At 51.6% G+C, this 22,003-nt stretch carries 21 protein-coding genes; 19 read left to right on the top strand and 2 right to left on the bottom strand.

Features of this window, described 5'->3' with window-relative positions; all coding sequences use genetic code 11:
* Positions 1-97: 97 nt before the first annotated feature.
* Together MKY59_RS26065 and MKY59_RS26060 are read right to left on the bottom strand one after the other, a co-directional pair.
* Complete coding sequence (locus MKY59_RS26065; protein ID WP_236414705.1) at positions 98-445, bottom strand: toprim domain-containing protein; 348 nt, start codon at positions 443-445, stop codon at positions 98-100.
* 184 nt (positions 446-629) lie between these two features.
* Positions 630-1,835 (bottom strand): MFS transporter, encoded by a 1,206-nt coding sequence (locus tag MKY59_RS26060; RefSeq protein ID WP_236414703.1) that lies wholly within the window; start codon positions 1,833-1,835, stop codon positions 630-632.
* Between the two features lie 216 nt (positions 1,836-2,051).
* On the opposite strand from MKY59_RS26060, the gene MKY59_RS26055 reads away from it, so the two are divergent.
* The 19 genes from MKY59_RS26055 (at position 2,052) to MKY59_RS25965 (ending at position 21,985) form a co-directional block, all read left to right on the top strand.
* The gene (locus MKY59_RS26055) at positions 2,052-2,507 is read left to right on the top strand and encodes an ATPase (protein ID WP_339274539.1); all 456 of its coding nucleotides are present in this window, start codon (positions 2,052-2,054) and stop codon (positions 2,505-2,507) included.
* Positions 2,508-2,528: 21 nt separating this feature from the next.
* On the top strand, positions 2,529-3,677 hold the full coding sequence (locus MKY59_RS26050) for a transglutaminase domain-containing protein (protein WP_236414699.1): 1,149 nt from the start codon (positions 2,529-2,531) through the stop codon (positions 3,675-3,677).
* Between the two features lie 112 nt (positions 3,678-3,789).
* A complete protein-coding gene (locus MKY59_RS26045; RefSeq protein ID WP_339274537.1) occupies positions 3,790-5,817 on the top strand; it encodes a penicillin-binding transpeptidase domain-containing protein in 2,028 nt (675 codons plus the stop codon).
* Positions 5,818-6,059: 242 nt separating this feature from the next.
* Positions 6,060-7,367 (top strand): SPFH domain-containing protein, encoded by a 1,308-nt coding sequence (locus tag MKY59_RS26040; RefSeq protein ID WP_339274536.1) that lies wholly within the window; start codon positions 6,060-6,062, stop codon positions 7,365-7,367.
* Positions 7,364-8,101 (top strand): hypothetical protein, encoded by a 738-nt coding sequence (locus MKY59_RS26035; RefSeq protein ID WP_236414694.1) that lies wholly within the window; start codon positions 7,364-7,366, stop codon positions 8,099-8,101. The genes MKY59_RS26040 and MKY59_RS26035 overlap by 4 nt, the downstream gene beginning before the upstream one ends.
* 40 nt (positions 8,102-8,141) lie before the next feature.
* Positions 8,142-8,714 (top strand): hypothetical protein, encoded by a 573-nt coding sequence (locus tag MKY59_RS26030; protein ID WP_236414692.1) that lies wholly within the window; start codon positions 8,142-8,144, stop codon positions 8,712-8,714.
* Positions 8,715-8,725: 11 nt separating this feature from the next.
* Complete coding sequence (locus tag MKY59_RS26025) at positions 8,726-9,124, top strand: hypothetical protein (protein WP_236414690.1); 399 nt, start codon at positions 8,726-8,728, stop codon at positions 9,122-9,124.
* A 322-nt stretch (positions 9,125-9,446) separates the two neighbouring features.
* Complete coding sequence (locus MKY59_RS26020) at positions 9,447-11,348, top strand: penicillin-binding protein 2 (RefSeq protein ID WP_236414878.1); 1,902 nt, start codon at positions 9,447-9,449, stop codon at positions 11,346-11,348.
* Positions 11,349-11,549: 201 nt separating this feature from the next.
* The gene (gene nikA / locus MKY59_RS26015; RefSeq protein WP_339274534.1) at positions 11,550-13,187 is read left to right on the top strand and encodes a nickel ABC transporter substrate-binding protein; all 1,638 of its coding nucleotides are present in this window, start codon (positions 11,550-11,552) and stop codon (positions 13,185-13,187) included.
* A gap of 49 nt (positions 13,188-13,236) precedes the next feature.
* Entirely contained in the window at positions 13,237-14,181 is a 945-nt protein-coding gene (gene nikB / locus MKY59_RS26010) for a nickel ABC transporter permease subunit NikB (protein ID WP_236414687.1), read from the top strand.
* Positions 14,181-15,008, top strand: a complete 828-nt coding sequence (gene nikC / locus MKY59_RS26005) for a nickel ABC transporter permease subunit NikC (RefSeq protein WP_236414685.1) — start codon at positions 14,181-14,183, stop codon at positions 15,006-15,008. Before nikB ends, nikC begins: the two co-directional genes overlap by 1 nt.
* Before the next feature lie 36 nt (positions 15,009-15,044).
* Positions 15,045-15,848 (top strand): nickel import ATP-binding protein NikD, encoded by an 804-nt coding sequence (gene nikD, locus MKY59_RS26000; RefSeq protein WP_339274533.1) that lies wholly within the window; start codon positions 15,045-15,047, stop codon positions 15,846-15,848.
* A 1-nt stretch (position 15,849) separates the two neighbouring features.
* On the top strand, positions 15,850-16,650 hold the full coding sequence (gene nikE, locus MKY59_RS25995; protein ID WP_339274531.1) for a nickel import ATP-binding protein NikE: 801 nt from the start codon (positions 15,850-15,852) through the stop codon (positions 16,648-16,650).
* Between the two features lie 241 nt (positions 16,651-16,891).
* Positions 16,892-17,830, top strand: coding sequence for a zinc ABC transporter substrate-binding protein (locus tag MKY59_RS25990; protein WP_339278481.1), 939 nt, complete (start codon positions 16,892-16,894; stop codon positions 17,828-17,830).
* 43 nt (positions 17,831-17,873) lie between these two features.
* Positions 17,874-18,695 (top strand): metal ABC transporter ATP-binding protein, encoded by an 822-nt coding sequence (locus tag MKY59_RS25985; protein ID WP_339274529.1) that lies wholly within the window; start codon positions 17,874-17,876, stop codon positions 18,693-18,695.
* A 3-nt stretch (positions 18,696-18,698) separates the two neighbouring features.
* On the top strand, positions 18,699-19,658 hold the full coding sequence (locus MKY59_RS25980; RefSeq protein WP_339278480.1) for a metal ABC transporter permease: 960 nt from the start codon (positions 18,699-18,701) through the stop codon (positions 19,656-19,658).
* Positions 19,658-20,530, top strand: coding sequence for a metal ABC transporter permease (locus MKY59_RS25975; protein ID WP_339274527.1), 873 nt, complete (start codon positions 19,658-19,660; stop codon positions 20,528-20,530). Before MKY59_RS25980 ends, MKY59_RS25975 begins: the two co-directional genes overlap by 1 nt.
* Before the next feature lie 210 nt (positions 20,531-20,740).
* A complete protein-coding gene (locus MKY59_RS25970; RefSeq protein ID WP_339274525.1) occupies positions 20,741-21,490 on the top strand; it encodes a Cof-type HAD-IIB family hydrolase in 750 nt (249 codons plus the stop codon).
* Between the two features lie 54 nt (positions 21,491-21,544).
* Positions 21,545-21,985, top strand: coding sequence for a DUF456 domain-containing protein (locus MKY59_RS25965; RefSeq protein ID WP_236414870.1), 441 nt, complete (start codon positions 21,545-21,547; stop codon positions 21,983-21,985).
* The last annotated feature ends 18 nt before the right edge of the window (positions 21,986-22,003 follow it).

The raw sequence follows: 22,003 nt of genomic DNA, 5'->3' as shown, positions 1-22,003 counted from the left end.
AAGGGAATGAAAAAAATCTGGGGATAACAGCGATCGGAAGATGGTACTGCACTCGCAGTGGCCTTGTGTGATTGATTGTGAGGTAAATATAGAACCATTAAAGCGAAGGCAGTTCGGGATATTGGATATATTCCTCCAAACCTGCCTTTTCGAGTTGGGCGATGATGTATTCGTCCGGAGTGCCTTCGACGCCCGCATAGCCGCGCCGGGTATAGATTTGGACGGCGTCGGGAAAAGCGTCCCGCAGCACACCCCGGATTTTTTTGCCGGAGCTGTCGTTATCCACAAACAGGTACACTTCGTCATATCCGACCTGTTTGCGAAGTGCCTCAAGTTTGACGGTATTCAATGTTCCGAACGTGCATAAGATGTTGATTTCGGGAGAAACGAGGCGTTTCAGTTTACTGCGGTCATTCTTTCCTTCCACAATGACATGAATTGGCATCCTATTCACCCCTTGAACGAGTGCTTGTATCGACATTACCCGGGAAATGTTACAGCGGAAATCGACCGGGAATACCTATAGTGTAGCTGTAAACGGGTGAATAATGCAAAGAAAACCTCGGAACCGGCTCGGGTGCTGTCAAAAGGAAAAAAGAAGCCGATTCGTTGGCAGAAAACCGGGGAAATCAGCTTAATATGCTATGCGGGTCTGAACGGGATGATGACGCTTCATGTCGCGATCTGAAATAGGGAAGCAGTAGTATGCCTAACATCAACAATAGAAATGCAATGAAATAAGGAGAGACCCCGATCCGAAGCTGTCCGGCCGCGATGGGTCCGATAAACGAACCGATCGAGGTGAAGATGGATTGTAACGAGAAGATGCGGCCCAGCTTGCTGCCCCCGCTTAAACGAATGAACAGCGTTGCCATGGCTGGAAAAGTAATTCCTTTGGCCAATCCGAGCACGAACAGAATGCCGGGCAGAGGCCACGCCGGAAATGCAGCCATAGCAAAGAAGCACAGGGACATCAGCAGCACGCCCAACGTCAGGCGGAGCTTCGGGGAATACCGGTTGAGAAACAGCATGCTCAGCGTAAGCAGCGCGCCCAGACTGATGATGGAAAACATAAGCCCTGTGGACATGATGGACGTTGTGCCGCCATTGCGCAGCGGCAATTCAAAAAACAGGATGCCTTGGGCACAAGCAATGAACAGCGGAAGGGCGAAATAACGCCATGAGACAGGCATGAATGCCGCTTTTTCGGAGCTGCTCCCTTTAGTGACGGAGGACGGGCTCGGCGGGACGGTTTCTTTAATTTTTTCTGTTTCGTTGGCTGCATCTACCAATCCCTTGGGCATGGACAAAAAAGCGATGACGCCTGTCAGAATGAGCAGGTAACCCAGGCTGGAGAAGGTGGCCGAGAATCCGATGCTTGCCACAATCAGTGCGCCTGCCGCGGGAGAGACGACCGAAGCCAATGTATGCACAACCCCGTGTCCGGACATATATTTGCCTTGAGTAACGGGATCGCGGGAGAGCTGGGCCAGAAGAGCAAGGCAAGCCGGAGACAAGAAGGCAAGCACGAAGCCGCTGATGGCCCGCAGGGCCAAGAGCTGCCATGGTGTTTGGACGTATGCCTGTAACAGCAAAATGATCCCGGCGCCAAGCAGGCTGAATACGATGTAGCGGCGGCTGCCGTGTTTGTCGATCTGCGTACCGGCAATCAGGTTGCCAGGCAGATGCGTCAGGGAGTAAATGCCCATCATCCATCCAATGAAGGTAGGGGCGGCACCGAGCGAGATGGCGAACGGCGTCAGTATGGGATATTGAGCGTGCAGGTCAAAGACAGCGAGAAACAAAAACAGATAGAGCCAAATGGCCGTTTTCACAAAAGCCCCTCCTTGTTAAGCGATGCCGTTGAAATGTGGAAGATTGCAGACGGGCCATGCCGATCATGCAAAACCGTAGTACTACTTGTACGTGCATTGGGACGAACTTATACCGCTTATTTTTACGGGAATGGGGCTTAGCTGACAGCGGCTCCGGAAATCATGTATAATATTCGGGAAGATTCATTTCTCGACTCTAATTCGGAAGGTGTAATCATGAACATAGAAGTTTGGAAAGAGTTTGTTATGCAGAACTGGCTTGTGATCGTCATTGCGCTGATCATTCTGGTTTTTGTTATGAATGTGCTCCGAACGGTTTTGAAATGGGCGATTGCCATTATCATCGTTGCGGCTCTGGTGATATACAGCGGCATCTCCCTCGATCAGATCAAGCAAACGGTATCTGACGTGCAGAGCAGCACAATGGATACGTTGAAGAAGGAAGCGACGAGCATCATGCTTAAGGAGGCTTCCAAGGCAACCTACAGCCGTGGCGAAGGCGGGGCGTTTACGATCAAGAGTCCTAATGTGGAGATTCAGGGAACCGCTGGCTCGGACAAAGTGGACGTCACGTTTCGCGGCATTTCGCTCGGCGAATGGAAGCTGGACAATGACACGATCCGGACGTTCATCAAACAGGCGGAAGGGAACGTGGGAGCCCCGGCTTCTTAGGCAAAAGGAGGAATGGACAACGTGTTTCAAAGTTGGCTGGACAGCCTGAAGGAATTCAACGGCATCACGATTCTGTTGTTGTTGATTGTTGCGGCGTCTTTGCTGCAAGGGTGGTCCAGGGGAGCTTCTCGTTCGGCAGGGAGGCTGTTTTCCTTTCTGCTGGACGGGATTATGACCGTGGTAGGCATTTTGTTATCCATAGGTTTGACGGTATGGCTTGCACCCTATGTGCAGCAATGGCTGTCCGATCATGCACAGGCGATGCCGGGCCGTGAATTAAGCCGCATGGAGCAGGTGTATTATACCCTTGTCACGGCAGTGGCGGATTTTCCGTTAATGAGGTTTGCCGTCCTGTTCGTATTGAGTTACGGGATTATTCGAATGTTGTTGGGATGGTTCTCGATGATGTTCTTTAACGTAAGGCATCATCACGCCGAGCCCGGGAACAGGCCGAAAGGGATCGTCAGCCGATTTACCGGCGCGCTGATCGGCACGGTCATCGGTTCGGCACGCGGCATGATCGTCATTGCTGTGCTGTTCATGATCGTGAGTTTGTATCCGGGAAGCCTGTTCAGCAGGTACGTTGAGGCGTCGCCGATCTACATGCAAGGCGCCAAGTCGGTCATTGAACCTTTGTCGGGCAACCTGATCAAGGATCAGCTTCCGGTGTTTACCCAAGCGGTACAGAAGGAGCTTAGCGGCATTCTGCAGCGCAAATATGAGGTCATTGATCATAACATCCCAACGGATATCGAAGCGGCCGCAGCCGAGATCGTGAAGGGCAAATCCACCGAAGAAGCGAAAGCAAGGGCGCTTTATGACTGGGTTGGATCACGCATTCAATATGACTATGGCAAGGTTGAAGATTACGAACAGCGAGGCATTTGGCATGAGCAGACGCCGCAGGACACATTCGACACGCGGAAAGGCGTGTGTATCGATTATGCGAGGTTATATGCGGTCATGGCACGGTCCCAAGGACTGGACGTCAAGGTGGTAACCGGCTTGGGATATAACGGACAGGGCGGTTATGGGCCTCATGCTTGGAATGAAATCTATTTGAGCGATTCGAAGAGCTGGATTCCGCTTGATTCGACATGGGCAGTCAGTGGGGACTGGTTCAATCCGCCGAATTTCTCAGATACCCATCTGAAGGATGAGACAGCATAAAAAGGATATGAAATCAAATGGGCGTAGGACGGATGTTGTAAGACATTGCCTATACTCATAATCACCTCAAAGCCAGAGCGGAAAGCATCAAGTCATGAAAGAGGTAAAACGGATGAACAATCGTTCCAAAGAGAAGGAAGAGCTTACGGACAAACGGCGTTTCAGTTACCGGATGAACGTGTTTTTCTTTGCTTCCTTTATTATTTTTAGCGTAATCATCGTACGATTGGCCTATTTGCAGTTCGTGGAAGGCCCCGAATTAAGCCAGGAGGAAGCGAGCAACATTACGAAGGATGTTCCGCTAGCTCCGGTCAGGGGCACGATTTACGATGCGACGGGCGAAGTGAAATTGGCATACTCCAAGCCGATTCAATCACTTTACCTGACCTTGTACAAAAATTATGGAGACGTGAACGGCGAGCCGAGTCCATATATCGCCGAAATTCAGGACATGGCGACGCGGCTGCATGACGTATTCGAGCAGTATAAGAAAAAGGAATCGCCCTCATTGTCCGTCGACGAAATCATCGAAGAGATGGACCTGAATTCGCGCAAAGCAAACGGGTTCATGCCGCGTTTGATCAAGAGCGATCTTTCGGACGAGGAAGTAGCGTATTTCCTCCAGCACAAGGATGAGTTCAAAGGTATCCAGATCGTGGAGGAAAGCGTTCGTTACTACGATCCGGACACGGTCGCCGTACAGACGATCGGGTATCTCAAGAAGTTCAAAAGTTCCAAAACGCTGGACAAGTACAAAGAGATTGATGCGAAAAATAAAACGCAAACCGACCCTGGTCTTGTTTATACCGAGAACGAGTTCGTTGGTTTTGACGGACTTGAGCTCCAGTATCAGGACATTCTGCGCGGCAAAAGCGGGTATAACTCGGTGGACGTAGACCTGCGCAACCTTCCGGAAGGCGTAGCTGGTTCGACCCCTCCCGAGAAAGGATATGACCTGATTACCACCATCAACAAAAACATTCAGGTCAAGACAGAGCAGGCCATCACGGATCAGTTGAGATGGCTGCATACCAATCTGGTGTCCGGCAAGTATCACCAAAATGCCAAAACCGGCTTTGCCGTTGCGATGGAAGTCGACACGGGCAAAGTGGTTGCCATGGCGAGCATGCCGGACTACGATACCAACATTTGGAGAACGGGAAGCATCACCAATCAACAGTATGATGATATCAAGTATATTTATCAGAACGGCACGATTCGAGGGTTTCCGCCGGATGACAGCGGCAAGCGAGCCGAATCGGTTGTATTGCTCGGTTCAACCATCAAACCGCTCAGTGTGCTGATCGGGTTTAAAGAAGGATTTTTTACGGCCAATACCGTTTATCCCGATAAAGGATACACCACGTTTGGTGGAGACAATCGCAGGGTGCAGAATGCAGGCGGACACGTATACGGACCGCTCCGCCCACGCGACGCCATTCGCCATTCCTCAAATCCGTTCATGATTGATGAAATCGGGAAAAAACTGTATGACCGTTACGGAGCAAAAGGAATCGATGTTTGGGATGAATATATGAAACAGTTTGGTCTGGGCGTATCTACCGGCGTTGATCTTCCGAATGAATATCTAGGCCGCCGCGAGTATACGAACAAGACAGAGAGCTCGTTGACGAGACTGGTGTATGGTTCCTTTGGACAACAGGGGAAATATACGACGATGCAGCTTGCCCAATACGTAACGATGCTGGCAAACCGCGGAAAACGGATGGAGCCGCATCTGGTCAGCGAAATTCGCGATTCCGAGGGGAACGTTGTAGAAAAGATCAAACCAAAGGTGTTGGACAAGGTTGATTTCGACTCCTCATACTGGGACGAAGTGCAGCGCGGGATGGCCACCGAAGTTTCTTCATTTAGTGGATTCCCGTACGACTTTGCCCGGAAAACAGGAACGTCTACCCAGTTGGTCGGCGGAAAAAATGTCGATAACGGGGTATTTATCGCCTACGCTCCGCGCAACAACCCGAAGCTGGCCGTAGCCGTAGTCATCCCGGAAGGGGGATTCGGTTCGACGAGTGCCGCGCCGATTGCGCGCGCGATTTTCGACGCGTATGACGAAGAGTATGGTTTGGATGGCGTTCCCAAAAAAGACAAAACGGAAAATGCTGACACGCAACAATGAGTCAATTGAATGAATAAGTACCAAGGCGATTTCCCTTCGGATGGATCTGGAGGGAGGTCGTCTTTTTTAGCGAAGTAATTGGAGAAATTCAGGAAAAAGGTACTATTCGATAATGCACTTGAAGGATGGAAATGGTAAAATGATGAAAGTTCGACGGCGTTTGATCAGCCTTATCAACAAGACATGTCGAACCATGTTATATGAAAGAATCATCTAGTACGCATAAAGTGAGGAATCGGACCATGGCAATTATTGACGTGATTAAATATGATGGTACCCCAGACGTGTTTGCGTGGAAGCATCCCGAAACCGAAATGGGAACGTGGACGCAATTGATCGTAAACCAATCACAGGAAGCGATCCTGTTCAAGGATGGGAGGGCGCTGGATTTATTCGGACCTGGAAGACATACCCTGAGCACGGCCAACATTCCTATTCTCAACAACATCATCAACCTGCCGTTCGGGGGGAAGTCGCCATTTGCCGCAGAAGTTTGGTATATCAATAAAGTAAGCGCCCTTGACGTAAAATGGGGAACTCCGAACTCCATCCAGGTACAGGATCCGAAGTATAATATCATTATTCCGGTGCGTGCCTTCGGCCAGATGGGATTGCGAATAACGGATTCGCGCAAATTTCTCGTCAAACTTGTCGGAACGCTGCCTGTCTTTAATGAAACGAACTTGATTAATTATTTTCGCGGACTCATCATTATGAACATGAATTCAATGCTCACTTCATATCTCGTACATAAAAAAATTAGCGTGTTGGAAATTAATGCATTCATCAACGAAATGTCGGGGCATTTCACGGAAATCATCAAATCGGCATTTGAGGAATACGGCATTCAGCTTATTAATTTTTATATTCATAGCATTAACCATCCGGATGATGACCCATCCGTAAAGCGGCTCAGGGAGGCGCTGGCCCGAAAGGCAGAAATGGATATTATCGGATTCAATTACCAACAGGAACGCTCCTTCGATACGTTGGAGGGGGCGGCTAAAAACGAAGGAAGCATGCAATCGGGCCTAATGGGAGCCGGACTTGGCATGGGAATGGGGCTTGGTATGGGAGGCCCGTTTGCCAGCGCCATGTCTCAATTGTCGCAGGTGATGAGCACCAGTGAAAGCGTGGAATTGCAATCGTGCGGGAACTGTGGACACATGAATAGCAAAGGTTCCTCATACTGTGCGAAGTGCGGGAAAGCGATGGGCAGTCAAGGCGCTGTGAACGGATGCAATTCTTGTGGACACCCGCTTCAGAGCGGGACTAAATTCTGTCCTAACTGCGGAGATCCTTACAACGCCTGTCCAAAATGCGGAGCCGACAATCCGCTTGGAAGCTCGCAGTGCGTTAAGTGCAGCGAACCGATGCCTCGTCCTTGCCCGAACTGCAGTCATCTCAATACAGGCAATACCAAATTTTGCGGCAATTGCGGTTCCAGTTTGGTACTGAACTGCGGTCAGTGTCAGCATGAGGTCAAGCCGGGACAAAAGTTCTGTCTGAACTGCGGCTATAATTTACAGCAAGGGGGCGGGGGAGCATGACATCGAACCGATTCGCGATTAACATCTCCACCGTTCTGTATGTCGCAGCACTAGCTGCCGTTTCAGCCATCTTTTTTTCCTTGTTCAGCATTTTTAATATTTCGTTCTGGATCTCTTTGTTTGTGAGCTGCATCGCTTTGACTGCAATATGGGGTTATGCCGTATATATCATTCGCAATCTCGATCAAGTCAAACGTTTTGTGCCGGGTTACACAGCCATTGGTACCGTTTTGGTTGTCTATTTTGCAGCGGTCATCATGTACTCATTATTTACGAACGTGGCCCATGTAGCATTGCGCGGGTATCTTCTCGTGCATGTTTTGACCATGGTTTCAGCCATTATTTTGGTGGGGCTGATCATGATCTGGCTGCGGTCAGTCGAAGACCGCGAACTTGATACGCAATCCCAGGTCGTCCATTTGCAACAAATTGAGATGGCACTGCAGGAACTGGAGCGGAAACTTGGCTTATTGGAAGTGGAGGGAATGGAGGAAGTGCGCAGGCAGGTGGCAGCATTGATTGAAAATGTGAGATACAGTGATCCTGTTACACCTAAGGCGATCATGTATACGGATCATCAGCTGCTTGCCGACATTCAATTATTAAGTCAACAAATGCATGACGAGCATGACAAAGGCCAACCTCTTGAAGCAAATTGGATAAATCAGCGTATTGCAGATCTTCAGAATCGTTTAAGCGCACGCAATCAACAGGTGTTAATGGCCAAATCGTAATATTCAATGTGTTTCATAACACGTTTTGGAGGAACCGAGCATGAGACAGTTCTTTGGTATCATTTTAATTTTATTAGGGGCAATTTTTTCATTTGGATGTTTTGCTTTATTGGTCAGTGCATCTGAAGCGGCTCATGTGATTATTGCTTTTGTTGTTTTTTTACTGCCTGCCATCGCGTTTTGGTGGCTTGGAATCAAGCAGCTTAAAGGCAAACCAGTCCCAAACCCGGCATATAATGCTCAGAACAATCCGTTCAGAAATCCATCCAATGGCTATAACGGCGGTCCACAAGGAGGACGTTATCAGCCATCAGCAGGAAACATGCAAAATCAAGGACAACAGAGCGTCAGAATTACGAACGGTAATCAGGGGCAGCAAATCGACATCAATTGGAATACCCAGTTTTCTTCTTTCAACCCGAATAGTTCCGGGGGCGCAGGAGGAACGTTCGATACCTCGACATTTTCAACGGATAATAATCGCCGGCAGGAGCAAGCGAACCCACCGAAACCTACGGCGGCACAATGTCCAGGCTGTGGGGCCAACGTGAAGTTTGAGGGCAATGTTTCTGCCGTGTGCGATTACTGCGGCACGACCGTCCGATTTTCATAGAGGGGCAGCCCATGAAAAAATTTTTTGGAGTCATTTTGTTTATGTTGTGCTTTTTGCCCTCGCTCTCGCTTGCTTTTCAAACGGCAAAGGCAGGCGGATTCGATATCGTCGTCGCTATTTGTTTTCATCTTATTCCGAGTTTGACGGTGCTATACGTCGTTGTGAAGTTGTTTAAAGGACAACCGTTGTTTGGACAAGGGAAGCCAAAAGAGAGTGGGACTAAATGGGATGATTTGACCGACTGGCCGGGATCGGAGCCTGAACGGCAACAAGAAGGAGAATCAGAGCACGAGGGGACACCGCCCGACAAGGTGAGTGTTCATTGTCCAGGTTGTGGTGCCCAGAAGCAGGTTCTTGTCCATTCTTCATCCCAATGCGAGTTTTGTGGCAGCACGTTGCGGGCTTCTTGATTTTCAGAACAATAAGCCATGAGTATAAGGTGTACGTAGCTTCATTCCATTATTAATGATGCGAGACCTCTCCGTATGATCAGGAGGGGTCTTTACCATGCCAACCTCCAGATGACGAAAGTGTAACCAAAATTTGGGCGACATAGGAGTGTGGCTTTGGTAGACTGTTAATATCCAGAGTTGTGCTTTCACTGGGGGAGTTTTATGAAGTATAGACTATTTTGGACAGGGAATGGGTGAGGTACACAGCATGTTCAAGCTTTGGGGAAAGAAAAAGAAAACTCAAGAGGATGGGCAGATCAACACGCCTTCAAGCTTAAGGATGAATACGTTTTTTTTCGTGGCCTTTGTCATCTTCAGCGTTCTTATATTCAGACTGGCTTATATTCAATTTGTCGAAGGGCCGGAACTGACGTACATGGAAACCAGTCGGAATACGAAAGACATTCCGCTGGCGCCTGTGCGCGGCCCGATTTATGACGCTACGGGCAAGATCGCGCTTGCTTATTCCGAGCCCGTGCAGTCGCTATACGTGTTGCTTTACGAAGATTACAGCAATGGGGCTAGACAGGAAGAGGCACAGAAGCTCGCAGAAGATCTCGCCGGCATATTCAAGCAGTTTAATCCCGGGGACAAAGAACAGCCGGACGCGGAAGAAATCATCAAACGCCTTGATCTGGATTACCAGAAGACGCACGGATACACGCCGCGTTTGGTCAAATCCGATCTGAACACCAAAGAAATCGCATATTTCATGGAAAACAAGGCCCAGCATCCCGGCGTGATGGTGCTTGAGGAAAATGTGCGCCGATACGACCCGGACGGAGTGGCCGTTCAAGTTATCGGGTATACGCGGGAGTACAAGGGGCTGGGAACCTTGAAAAAGTATCAGGAGATCGCCAGCAGCGGAGTCGACCAGCGTGATCCGGGCCTTCGTTACGCTCAGGAAGAAATGGTCGGTGCGGACGGGCTGGAATATCAATATCAGGAAGAACTGCGCGGGCGCAGCGGATACCAGTCCATCGACATCAACTCGCGCAACTTGCCGGAGGGGAACATCGTGCAGACGCCTCCCGAAAAGGGATACAGCCTTATTTCCACCATCCACAAAGACATTCAAATGGCGGCGCAGCAGGCTATTACGGATGAACTGCGCAAGCTGCCTAATGCCGTAACCGGTTATGCGGTGGCCATGGAAATCGATACTGGCAACGTGGTGGCGATGGCCAGCATGCCGGATTACGATCCAAATGCCGAATGGGATTACGACAAAATCAAATACGTGTACCGGAACGGGACGATTGCTTCCTTCCCGCCCGACGATTCGCGCAAGCGAGCCGAATCTGTTGTGTTGTTGGGGTCGGTCATCAAGCCGCTCAGCGTGCTGATTGGTCTGAAGGAAGGGCTTTTTACAGCGGGAGAGACGTATCCCGATCTAGGGTACACCACCTTGGGCAAGGATGGAAGACGCATCCAGAACGCAGGCGCCGCTTACAACGGCCACATCAACGCCAGACAGGCCATTCAGAAATCTTCCAACGCCTTCATGATCGATATGGTGGGTAAACGCTTGTATGCGAAGTATGGAGGTGACAAAGGCGTCGACAAATGGGACGAATATATGAAGCAATTCGGGCTGGGCGTATCTACGGGAGTGGATCTGCCTGGTGAGTTTTTGGGCCGACTGGAATACAATGAGTCCTCTGAATCCGGCTTGACCAAATTGGCGTTTGCTTCCTTCGGCCAACAGGCGAAATATACGACGCTGCAATTAGCCCAATACGTGACTACCATTGCGACCAAGGGCAAACGGATGGAGCCGCATCTGGTGAAGGAAATTCGCGATGCCGACGGCAACGTGGTTCGCAAGATCAAACCGAAGGTGCTCAACGAAGTCGAGTTCCCCGATGCGTATTGGGACGAGATTCATCGCGGCATGGCGACCAAGCTCAGCACGTTTGACGGATTTCCTTACGATTTTGCGCGTAAGACAGGCACATCACAGCAGGGCAGCGGGCCAAACAAGAAAGAAAACGGCGTATTTATTGCTTTTGCACCAAGACAAAACCCGAAACTGGCCGTAGCTGTAGTCGTTCCTGAAGGCGGGTTCGGATCGGTTAGCGCATCTCCGATTGCCCGTAAAATTTTTGAAGCTTATGACGAGGTCTATGGCCTCGACGGTACGCCGAAGAACAAAAAAAAGGAGAATAACAGCGACCAATAGCATGAGTTAATGGATATGCCTGTAAGAGAGCTTGCTGAGTGCAAGCGGCTCTGTACGGGCATATTTTTTTTGTCTATATGTTCCGGAGGTGCATTTCATTTAATTTATATTGACAAAATCGGCGCTCGTCCCTATTCTTAATCCATGATTATGATAATCATTATCATATTTTGCATAATACTGAAAAGGGGTACTGCATCCATGTTCACACATCATCGTAAAACCGCGGCCCTGCTGCTGGCGACCACGCTCTTGCTTCTCTTTGTTGTCGTTGGCTGCAGCAATAGAGAGAACGGCGCGGATTCTTCGAACACATCCTCAAACGGATCATCCCAGGCCAAATCGATCACGATGTCCTGGCCTCGCGATATCGGCACGATGAATCCTCACACGTATAACCCTTCGCAATTGTTTGCCCAATCCATGCTGTACGAGCCGCTGGTGAGTTACCAAGAGAACGGAAAGCTGGAGCCGGCTTTGGCCGAATCATGGACCATCTCGGATGACGGGAAAACATACACGTTCAAGCTTCGCCAAGGCGTAAAGTTCTCGGACGGAACGGATTTTAACGCCGGGATCGTCAAAAAGAATTTTGATGCGGTGATGAAACATAAAGACACCCACAGCTGGCTGGGCGTGGTTAATGTCATCGCCAAGACGGAAGCGGTGGATGACCACACGTTTCGCCTGACGCTCACCGAGCCGTATTATCCGGTACTTCAGGATTTGTCTGTCGTCCGTCCGTTTCGCTTCCTTGGCGAGGCAGGCTTTCCCGATAACGGAGACACGTCGGAGGGCATAAAGGAGCCTGTCGGAACAGGTCCATGGATGCTGGCTGAATATAAACAGGACGAGTATGCCGTGTTCAAACGCAACCCGAATTATTGGGGAACCGCGCCGGCCATCGATGAAGTTACCGTGAAAATCATCCCCGATGCAGAAACGCGCGTGGCTGCCTTTGAAAAGGGAGATTTGGACCTGATTTACGGTGAAGGCGTCATCAGTCTCGATGCGTTCAAACAGCTTCGCGAGAACGAAGCGTACACGACTCAATTATCCGATCCGGTGGGAACGCGGAGTTTGCTCCTGAATTCCTCCAATCCAAAGCTGGCCGACGTTCGGGTACGCATGGCGTTACAACAGGGTTTTAACAAACAGGCGATGGTAGAAGGCATTACGTCAGGGCTGGAAGAACCGGCCGACTCGGTGTTGTCCAAAAACTATCCGTATACCAACGTCGATCTGGAGCCGATTCAATACAATGTGCAGAAATCGATGGCATTGCTGGACGAAGCGGGCTGGACATTGCCGTCAGGCGGCACAGTGCGGGAAAAAGACGGTCAGCCGCTCGAATTCGAGATGATCTTTGACAAGACGGACCCGATCCAGAAGGCGATGGCCGAAACGATTCAGGCCGAATGGAGCCAGCTTGGCGTAAAGGTCAACCTCACAGGCCTGGAGCTGACGGTACAAATCAAGCGCCTGAAAGCGAACGATTTCGATCTGTATTTCTGGTACAACTACGGCGCTCCATATGACCCGCATTCGTTCGTTAACGTTGTCGCGAATCCCGGCTTCGGCATTTCGGAAACGTTAAGCGCAATCCCGATGAAAAAAGAATTGGACGGCATGATCCGGGAGGTATTGTCTTCGACCGACGAGACGAAGCGCCAGGAGCTGTACGGCTCCATTCTGCAAACATTGCAGGAGCAGTCCGCGATCGTACCAATTTCGTATATCAAGAAGACCGCCGTTTACCAGAAAAAAATTACCCGTTTCGTATTTCCGGCGAATCGTGACGAAAACCCGTTTGCCGGGATGGAAACCGTCACTCCATAATTCAGCCGAACTAAGGCATGAGGCAGTTTGATCCAAGGAGGAAAAAAGAGTGATCGGCTATGTCGGTAAACGAATGCTTGCGATCATTCCGATCGTATTCATGGCAACGCTCGTAACCTTTGCATTGATCCATATTTCGCCGGTTGATCCGGCAGAGGCCTATTTGACCGCGGCACACATCTATCCGACGCCCGAGCTGCTGGAACAGAAGCGGCATGAATTTGGCTTGGACCAACCGCTGTTCAACCAATATCTGAATACGTTAAAGCGAATGGCCCGGCTGGACTTCGGTACCTCCTACCTCACGAATCAACCCGTATGGAATGAGGTTAAAACGAGGCTTCCGGCGACTGCGGAGCTTGCATGTTGGAGCATGTTGTTTTCCGCGCTGGTCAGCATTCCGCTCGGGGTTTTCGCTGCAGTATACAAAAACAGCTGGGTTGACATGTTGAGCAGAGCCATCTCCTATTTCGGGGCATCCATTCCCCAGTTTTGGCTGGGATATCTGTTAATCTTCTTTTTCTCGGTCAAGCTTGATTTGCTTCCTGTGGAAGGTCGGGGGACCTGGGAGAACCTGGTGCTCCCGACGATAACGCTGTCGCTGGTCCTGATCGCCGTGTATACGCGGCTGCTTCGTTCCAGCGTATTGGAACAATTGCAGGAAACCTATGTGCGATATGCGCGAACAAGGGGAATTCGGGAAAGTGCCATCATGATGAAGCATGTGCTTAAAATCGCGATAGCGCCATTGATTACAGGGATGGGCATGAACCTGGGGAAATTGCTTACAGGCACGATCATTGTGGAGCAGGTCTTTTCATGGCCCGGGTTCGGGCGCTACTTCGTGGAGGCCATTTTTAACCGCGATATTCCTGTGATCCAATGTTATGTATTTTTGGCGGCTTGTTTGTTCATCGTATGCAATCTGCTGGTTGATCTGATACAGATGTATATGGACCCGCGGATTTCGGCGAAAGGACGGGCAGAGCATTGATGAATAAATGGCGTGCGGCGTTAAAAGGCCGAAGAACAATCATGATATGTTCTCTGGTGCTTATGATTTTCTTTATCGTTACGCTGCTGGCTCCTTGGATTGCCCCGCATGATCCTGTAAAGGTGGATCTGCTGGACAAACTGAAAGGGCCGTCGGCAGAGCATTGGCTGGGAACCGACCATTTGGGGCGCGACAATCTGTCCCGTCTGATCTATGGAGCCAGAGTATCGCTTGGATTTGCCATCCTCATCTTTTTGTCGTCGTTGTTTCTGGGCGTGATCATCGGTTCCATCTCCGGTTATGTCGGCGGTTGGCTGGACAGTGTGCTCATGCGCTTCTGCGAAGGCATCATGGCCTTCCCGAATCTGGTGCTTGTGCTTGGCATTGTGGGCATTTTCGGGCCAGGTTTGATGCAGGTGCTGCTGGCGCTCATGATGGTGCAGTGGGTATATTATGCACGAATCTGCAGGAACATGGTCGTTACGCTGAAAGAGCGAAATTTTATTGCGGCGGCACGCATCAGCGGCTCGTCCTCATGGAGCATTATTCGCAGACATATCATTCCCAACGTGCAGCGTCCCATCGTCGTTATGGGCACCCTGGAAATGGGCTGGGCGATCATGGACATCTCCGCGCTTTCGTTTCTGGGCTTGGGCATTCAGCCGCCGAATGCGGAATGGGGAGCCATGATTCATGAAGGAACCAGTTACATCCGCAGCCATCCGGAGCTGATGATTTACCCGGGTGTGCTGATCCTGGTGGTTGTAATCACGTTTAACGTGCTGGGGGAGGCTCTGTCGGAACGTTACGGCATTGCGAAACGTTAGTTGTTCTACACAGATTTGGACAGGGGGAACGATACAGTGCATCATCCCAACGTGCTTGAGGTCCGGGGGCTGCAAGTCGAACTGCATATTGGAAAAGAAACCGTTCCGCTGTTAAAGCCGCTGGATTTGACGCTTGGGAAAGGGCAAGTGTTGGGACTCGTCGGAGAGAGCGGCAGCGGAAAATCGATGACGTGCCACGCCATCCTCCGGTTGTTGAACCCGCAAAACATGCGGGTAGAGGGAAGCGTGCGGTTAAACGGTCGTGAGTTGTCTGCATTGCGAGCCGAAGATATGCGGCGTATTCGAGGCAAGGACATCGGGTTTATCATGCAAAATCCGATGAATGCTTTTACGCCCGTATATACGATCGGGTCCCAATTTATTGAAACGCTGCGCACCCACTCGAAGATATCGAAATCTCAAGCCAAAGAACAGGCAGTGGCTGCCCTTGCAGACATGAACCTTCCTGACCCGGGCAGAATCATGAAATGTTATCCTCATCAATTGAGCGGAGGCATGCTGCAGCGGGTCATGATCGCCATTTCCATGTGTTTGCAGCCTTCCTTGCTCATTGCGGACGAGCCGACCACGGCGCTCGATGTCGTCAATCAGCTTCAAGTGCTTCGGGAATTGGAACGGCTTCGCAGGGAGAAGGGGACGTCCATTTTGTTGATTTCTCACGATTTGGGCGTGATCTGCCAACTCGCGGATGAGGTCGCCGTCATGAAAAAGGGAGAAGTCGTGGAGCAGGCCGGCGTGCACGAACTGTTCGATCGGCCGCAGCACGAGTATACTCGGATGCTACTTCAAGCTCGTCTCCGTGCAAGAAAGGATGCTTAATGTGCTTCAGGTGCTCGGCGTGAGCCATAGTTATGGGAAAAGAAGCTGGTGGAATCGTACAGATACGCGCCCTCCCGTTCTTGAAGACATCTCGATCGAGCTTGAGAAGGGTTGTTGTCTGGGATTGCTGGGGGGGAGCGGGGCAGGAAAGAGTACGCTTGGAAAAATCATCCTTGGACTGCAAAGGCCCAGCAAAGGACAGGTACGGTTTGAAGGATGCCATCTTTATGAGGCAAACGGGGGCATGCCCAAAAGCGTAAGGCGCGATCTGCAGGTTGTGTTCCAGGATTGTTACTCGGCTGTAAACCCGATGATGACGGCGGCGCAGATCATCGGCGAGCCGCTTCGGAATTATGAGCGTCTATCTCCGGCGGAGATGGAGCACCGCATCGGGGAATTGCTCGAACAAGTGGGTCTTCGCGCGGAAGATGGAGCCAAGCGGCCGGAACAATTCAGCGGCGGGCAGCTGCAGCGCGTCAATATTGCGCGGGCGATTGCCCTTAAGCCCAAACTGATAGTGCTTGATGAATGCGTTAGCAGCTTGGATCGGGTGCATCAGGTGCACATTTTGGATTTGCTGGCCGAGTTAAAGGCGAAGCATGGATTATCGTATTTGTTCATAACGCACGATATCCAGGCGGCCATGTCGATCTGTGACCGGATTGCCGTTATGGAGCAAGGCAGGATCGTGCATTACAGCGACGAACCGGAATCCGTGTTTCTTAGCGATCATCCGGCGGTGAAAGCGTTGATTTCAGCCATTTTGCCGGATCACCCATCGCTTCGGATTCCTTTTGCATGAACGGTTTCAGACACGGACACAGATATATCGATAATACAAAGGAAAGCGCCGGGAATGCTCGGGCAAACATAAGTTTGTATAGGAAAGGCAAGGGAAAATATCCCTTGCCTTTTTGCTTGGCATCGCTTAAAATTTGCTCAAGGGAAACTTTTTTAGTTATGTTTAAATTTTAACACCTTGTACAACAAAATTAACTTGTCACAATTATTTTAGGAGAGGGAAAGGAGAGTTCACATTGTTAATGGTCAAGATGAGGAGTATTCACAGAGGGGTTATGACGGCAGTATTGCTGCTGGTTGTCGTATTGACGGCATGTTCGAACGGCACGGAGGCAGGCGGCGAGGGGAAAATGAAAGTAACGGCAACGACCGGCATGATCGCGGATATCGCCCGTGAAGTCGGCGGATCGTATGTGGAAGTCACCGGACTGATGGGACCGGGAGTCGACCCCCATTTATACAAAGCCTCGCAGGGAGATATCCGCAAGCTGGAAGAAGCTGACGTGATTCTATACAACGGGCTTCATCTGGAAGGCAAAATGTCCGAAATTCTTAAAAAAATGTCTGCCGGCAAAAAAGTAGCCGCCGTCGCGGAGAGCATTCCTCCAAAGGAGCTGCGTTCGGGCGAAGAGATGGATACGGAGTATGATCCGCATGTCTGGTTCAACGTCAAACACTGGATGGTGGTGGTGGAAGCCGTGCGGGATACGCTGACCGAAGCAGATCCGGATCATGCAGAACAGTACAAGGAACAGACGGCGGCGTATTTGGCGGAGTTGGAGAAGCTTGATAACGAGGTAAGGGAGAAAATCGCGGAAATACCTGAGCAAAGCCGCGTGCTTGTTACGGCACATGATGCTTTCGGATACTTCGGCCAAGCCTATGGCATGAAGGTGATGGGATTGCAGGGCATCAGCACGGCGGCCGAGTATGGGGCCAAGGACGTCAGCGAATTGAGGGACTACCTGGTAGAAAATAACATCAAAGCCGTCTTCGTGGAGTCAAGTGTTCCGGCAAAAGCGATGGAAGCCATCATTGCGGGAGCGGCGGAAAAGGGACATACGGTAAACATCGGCGGAGAACTGTTCTCCGACGCCATGGGCGCCGAGGGCACGGAGGAAGGAACATACATCGGAATGATTCGCCATAATGCCGATACGATTTCAGAGGCGTTGAAATAGCCATTAACCAAGTGAAGGAAAAGCAATGAGAGGAGTGGGCAGCATGAGAGATTCAACGTCATTAACCTATGCAGGCAAAGAAGATCATCTGGGCCAAGGCCTAGGCAGTTTGGAAGCGGCGTCACCCCTGAGCGTTCGCGATTTGGCGGTGGCTTACCATAAAAAGCCTGTGCTCAGCGGCGTATCCTTCGATATTCCGGAAGGTCAACTCATCGGCATTCTCGGTCCGAACGGGGCGGGCAAGTCGACCTTGATCAAAGCCGTGCTCGGGCTGATCCCGAAAATGAACGGAGAGGTGCGAATATTCGGCCAGTCATACCGGGAACAGCGCCGTCGCATCGGATACGTGCCCCAGCGCGAATCCGTGGATTGGGATTTTCCGACCCATGCGCTGGATGTGGTTATGATGGGAAGATACGGCCATCTGGGCTGGTTCCGCCGTCCCGGTAAAAAAGAGCGCGATCTCGCCGCACATTGTCTGGAACAGGTAGGCATGGGCGATTTCATGCACCGTCAGATCAGCCAGTTGTCCGGGGGGCAGCAGCAGAGAGTATTTCTGGCTCGCGCCCTGGTGCAGGACGCTGACCTGTACTTCATGGATGAGCCGTTTGCCGGCGTGGACGCCACGACCGAGAAAGCGATTATTTCATTGCTGGAGCAGCTGAAGCGGCAAGGGAAAACGGTGCTTGTCGTTCATCATGACCTGGCCACGGTGGAGGAATATTTCGATCATGTGCTGCTGCTGAATGGCCGGTTGGTGGCAGGAGGCCCTACCAGCGAGGTATTTGTGCCGGATATGCTGCAGGAAACCTACGGCGGCCGGATTGCCATGATTGGCAGCCGCTCGGAGAAGGGTCAGGTGTAAATGATGGGAAACTGGATCATGACGATTCTGACCGATCCCAACACGAGATGGATCCTGCTTGGGTGTATGCTGCTTGGATTCAGCAGCGGCATTATCGGTTCGTTTACGTTTTTGCGTCGTCAAAGTTTGATGGGCGATACGCTGGCCCATGCGGCACTGCCCGGCATATGCATAGCGTTCATGCTTGCGGAAACGAAGTCGGTTGGCCTGTTTCTCGTCGGTGCCCTCGTTGCGGGCATTATGGCTACCTTTGGCATCACGTGCATTACGCGCTATTCACGCATTAAGCAGGAAACGGCGATGGGCATCGTGCTGTCGGTCTTTTTCGGCATCGGCATCGTCATGTTGACGCGAATCCAGCATGGAGCAAGCGGCAGCCAGAGCGGACTCGACAAATATTTGTTCGGGCAGGCGGCATCCATGGTGCAGACCGATGTATACGTCATGGGCGGCGTATGCCTGATCCTGCTCCTTGCCAGTGTGGCTTGGTTCAAGGAATTCAAGCTGGTGAGCTTTGATCCGGGATTTGCACGGGGGATGGGTTTGCCCGTAGGCATGCTGGAGCACCTGATTCTGCTGCTTACCGTTATTGCTGTCGTAGCAGGGATTCAGGCCGTCGGCGTGGTGCTGGTTGCGGCTTTGCTGGTCACGCCGGCTGCGGCTGCACGCTGCTGGACCGATTCACTGGCACTGATGGTGCTGCTGGCGGGTCTGTTCGGCGCTCTTAGCGGCGCGGCGGGAACGTTGTTCAGCACGATGGTGCCGAATCTGCCGACAGGGCCTGTGACGGTGCTCGCGGCAACGGTCATTTTTGCCGGATCTGCATTACTGGCTCCGCGGCGCGGGCTGCTGGCCAGACGACTGCGGAGCGCGCAGGCGAGATCGGCCTATTTGCGGGAGGAACGCATGGCCTTATCCGGGCTGCCCGTGCAGCGCGCGCAGCAGGAACGAGGTGGATTGTAATGTCCACGTTTTGGATTATTTTAACGGCCATGCTCGTCTCCTCCGCTTGTGCCATTCTCGGATGTTTTCTGATTCTGCGGAAGATGACGATGGTGGGCGATGCCATCAGCCATGCGGTATTGCCCGGCATCGCGGTTGCCTACCTGTGGAGCGGATCCCGGGATTCGCTCTGGATGCTGCTGGGGGCGACGGCATTTGGCTTGATTACGGTGTTTCTCATCCAGACGCTGCAATCCGGAGGACTCTCCTCGGATGCATCCATAGGGATTGTGTTCACGGCCCTGTTCGCGGTAGGTGTGATTCTAATCAGTCAAAATGCGCAAAACATCGATTTTGATCTCGATCATGTACTATTCGGGGAGATTGCTTATGTTCAGTGGGATACACTGACGCTCTGGGGCATGAATGTCGGACCACGGGCGGTGTGGATGCTCGGCATTACGCTGCTGGTCATTCTGGCCGTGCTGGGCCTGTTCTACAAACAGTTCAAGCTGTGCGCGTTCGATCCGGCCCTTGCCGCCGCCTGCGGCATTCCGGTAGCCCTGTTCCATTACGTACTCATGGGACTTGTGTCCATGGCGTCGGTGGCCTCCTTTGACAGCGTCGGTTCCATTCTCGTCGTCGGTATGCTCATCGTGCCTGCAGCCACGGCTTATCTGCTGACAGACCGACTGGGTCGAATGATCGCGTACAGCGTCGTCATCGGGGCCGCTGCCTCCATCGGAGGATATGTGATGGCGTTCGTATGGGATGCTTCCATTGCCGGATGCATGGTGGCTGCCGCAGGCATATTGTTTGTGCTGGCTTTCCTGCTGTCGCCGAGGCACGGCATCGTTTTTCGCTACGCTCGCCGCAAGTCCGCAGCACAATAAGCGCATAAGGCCGCCTGCATTGCAGGCGGTCTTTTTTCATGAACAATAAAGGATGCAGCTTCCTTTGTTGCAGGTTGATCATCTGTGGTAAAATGTCGTTAGCCATGACGTCCGAAGCGCCCGCGCATTTGCGGCAGCCGGACGGTCTTTTTGTGAGATCCGATTTCGCATCATAAAAACATCAGAGAGAGAACCAAGGAGGAGTACAACATGGGAGAACCGAAATACAAATTGCTTGCGCTTGACATGGACGGAACGCTGCTGAACGACAACCATGAAATTTCAAAAGAAACAGCCAAATGGATCCAGATTGCCATCCGCCGCGGCGTACACGTCTGCCTGTCCACGGGAAGAGCCGTGTTTCACGCTATGCCTTATGCCGTGCAGCTCGGATTGGAAACCCCGATGATCACGGTAAACGGCAGCGAAGTATGGAAAGCGCCGCATGACCTGCATATTCGCCATCTGATGGACCCTGTGCTGATTCGCAAGATGTGGGAGATCGGAGAGAAGTACAATACTTGGTATTGGGCATACTCCGTGGAAGAGCTTTTCAACCGCGACCGCTGGACCCAGGATATCGAAGGAACCCAGTGGCTGAAATTCGGGTTTAACACCGAGGTCGACGAGATTCGCCATCAAATTATGATGGAACTGCAGCAGCTGGGCGGTTTGCAGATGACCAACTCCTCGCCCGTCAATATTGAAGTCAACCCGGCCGGCATTACAAAGGCAAGCGGCGTGGCCGAAGTATGCAAACTGCTTGGACTCGACATGTCCCAGGCCGTAGCGGTGGGCGACAGCTTGAACGATCTGGCCGTGATCGAAGCGGCAGGGCTTGGCGTAGCGATGGGCAACGCCCAGGATCAGGTGAAGGAAGCGGCGGATCTGATCGTCGCGAGCAACAATGAGGATGGCATCGTTGAGGTCATTCGCGATCATATTTTGAAGGGGGAATAAACCTTGCTCGCAACCGTTGGCTGGATTTTGATCGTGCTTCTGTTCGCGGTGGGAATGGCAGGAACGGTCTACCCCGTTCTTCCGGGAGCTATCGCCATTTTGTTCGCGTTTCTGGTCTATGGCTGGTTCTTCAGCTTTGATCCGTTCGGGGTATGGTTCTGGATCTTCCAGATTCTGATCGTCGTGGTGCTGTTCGTCGCGGATTACGTGGTCAGTGCCTGGGGGGTCAAAAAGTTCGGGGGCTCCAAGCTATCCACCACGCTCAGCACAATCGGCGTCATTATCGGCCCGTTTGTGATTCCGGCATTTGGTCTGGTGCTCGGTCCGTTTATCGGAGCGTTTCTGGGTGAGCTGATCGGCGGATCTTCGCCTTCCAAGGCGACCAAGGTCGGCTTCGGCTCGGTCGTTGGCCTGTTCACCAGTACGGTGATGAAAATCATTTTGCAGATCGTTATGATTGTTCTGTTCATTATTTGGGTGGCGAGATTCGCATAGACGTTCGGGCTTGGTGAT

The organism is Paenibacillus sp. FSL W8-0426 (assembly GCF_037969725.1).
Taxonomy (GTDB): Bacteria; Bacillota; Bacilli; order Paenibacillales; family Paenibacillaceae; genus Paenibacillus; species Paenibacillus hubeiensis.
The sequence above is the reverse complement of the archived record's forward strand: the minus strand, read 5'-3'. Positions and strand labels throughout refer to the sequence as shown.

Excerpts from the sequence above, each read along its gene's own strand:
- MKY59_RS26065 (WP_236414705.1), bottom strand. The coding sequence starts at position 445 with ATGCCAATTCATGTCATTGTGGAAGGAAAGAATGACCGCAGTAAACTG.
- MKY59_RS26055 (WP_339274539.1), top strand. The coding sequence starts at position 2,052 with ATGAACATAGAAGTTTGGAAAGAGTTTGTTATGCAGAACTGGCTTGTG.
- MKY59_RS26045 (WP_339274537.1), top strand. The coding sequence starts at position 3,790 with ATGAACAATCGTTCCAAAGAGAAGGAAGAGCTTACGGACAAACGGCGT.
- MKY59_RS26040 (WP_339274536.1), top strand. The coding sequence starts at position 6,060 with ATGGCAATTATTGACGTGATTAAATATGATGGTACCCCAGACGTGTTT.
- MKY59_RS26035 (WP_236414694.1), top strand. The coding sequence starts at position 7,364 with ATGACATCGAACCGATTCGCGATTAACATCTCCACCGTTCTGTATGTC.
- MKY59_RS26030 (WP_236414692.1), top strand. The coding sequence starts at position 8,142 with ATGAGACAGTTCTTTGGTATCATTTTAATTTTATTAGGGGCAATTTTT.
- MKY59_RS26025 (WP_236414690.1), top strand. The coding sequence starts at position 8,726 with ATGAAAAAATTTTTTGGAGTCATTTTGTTTATGTTGTGCTTTTTGCCC.
- MKY59_RS26020 (WP_236414878.1), top strand. The coding sequence starts at position 9,447 with ATGAATACGTTTTTTTTCGTGGCCTTTGTCATCTTCAGCGTTCTTATA.
- nikA (WP_339274534.1), top strand. The coding sequence starts at position 11,550 with ATGTTCACACATCATCGTAAAACCGCGGCCCTGCTGCTGGCGACCACG.
- nikC (WP_236414685.1), top strand. The coding sequence starts at position 14,181 with ATGAATAAATGGCGTGCGGCGTTAAAAGGCCGAAGAACAATCATGATA.
- MKY59_RS25990 (WP_339278481.1), top strand. The coding sequence starts at position 16,892 with ATGGTCAAGATGAGGAGTATTCACAGAGGGGTTATGACGGCAGTATTG.
- MKY59_RS25985 (WP_339274529.1), top strand. The coding sequence starts at position 17,874 with ATGAGAGATTCAACGTCATTAACCTATGCAGGCAAAGAAGATCATCTG.
- MKY59_RS25980 (WP_339278480.1), top strand. The coding sequence starts at position 18,699 with ATGGGAAACTGGATCATGACGATTCTGACCGATCCCAACACGAGATGG.
- MKY59_RS25975 (WP_339274527.1), top strand. The coding sequence starts at position 19,658 with ATGTCCACGTTTTGGATTATTTTAACGGCCATGCTCGTCTCCTCCGCT.
- MKY59_RS25970 (WP_339274525.1), top strand. The coding sequence starts at position 20,741 with ATGGGAGAACCGAAATACAAATTGCTTGCGCTTGACATGGACGGAACG.
- MKY59_RS25965 (WP_236414870.1), top strand. The coding sequence starts at position 21,545 with ATGGCAGGAACGGTCTACCCCGTTCTTCCGGGAGCTATCGCCATTTTG.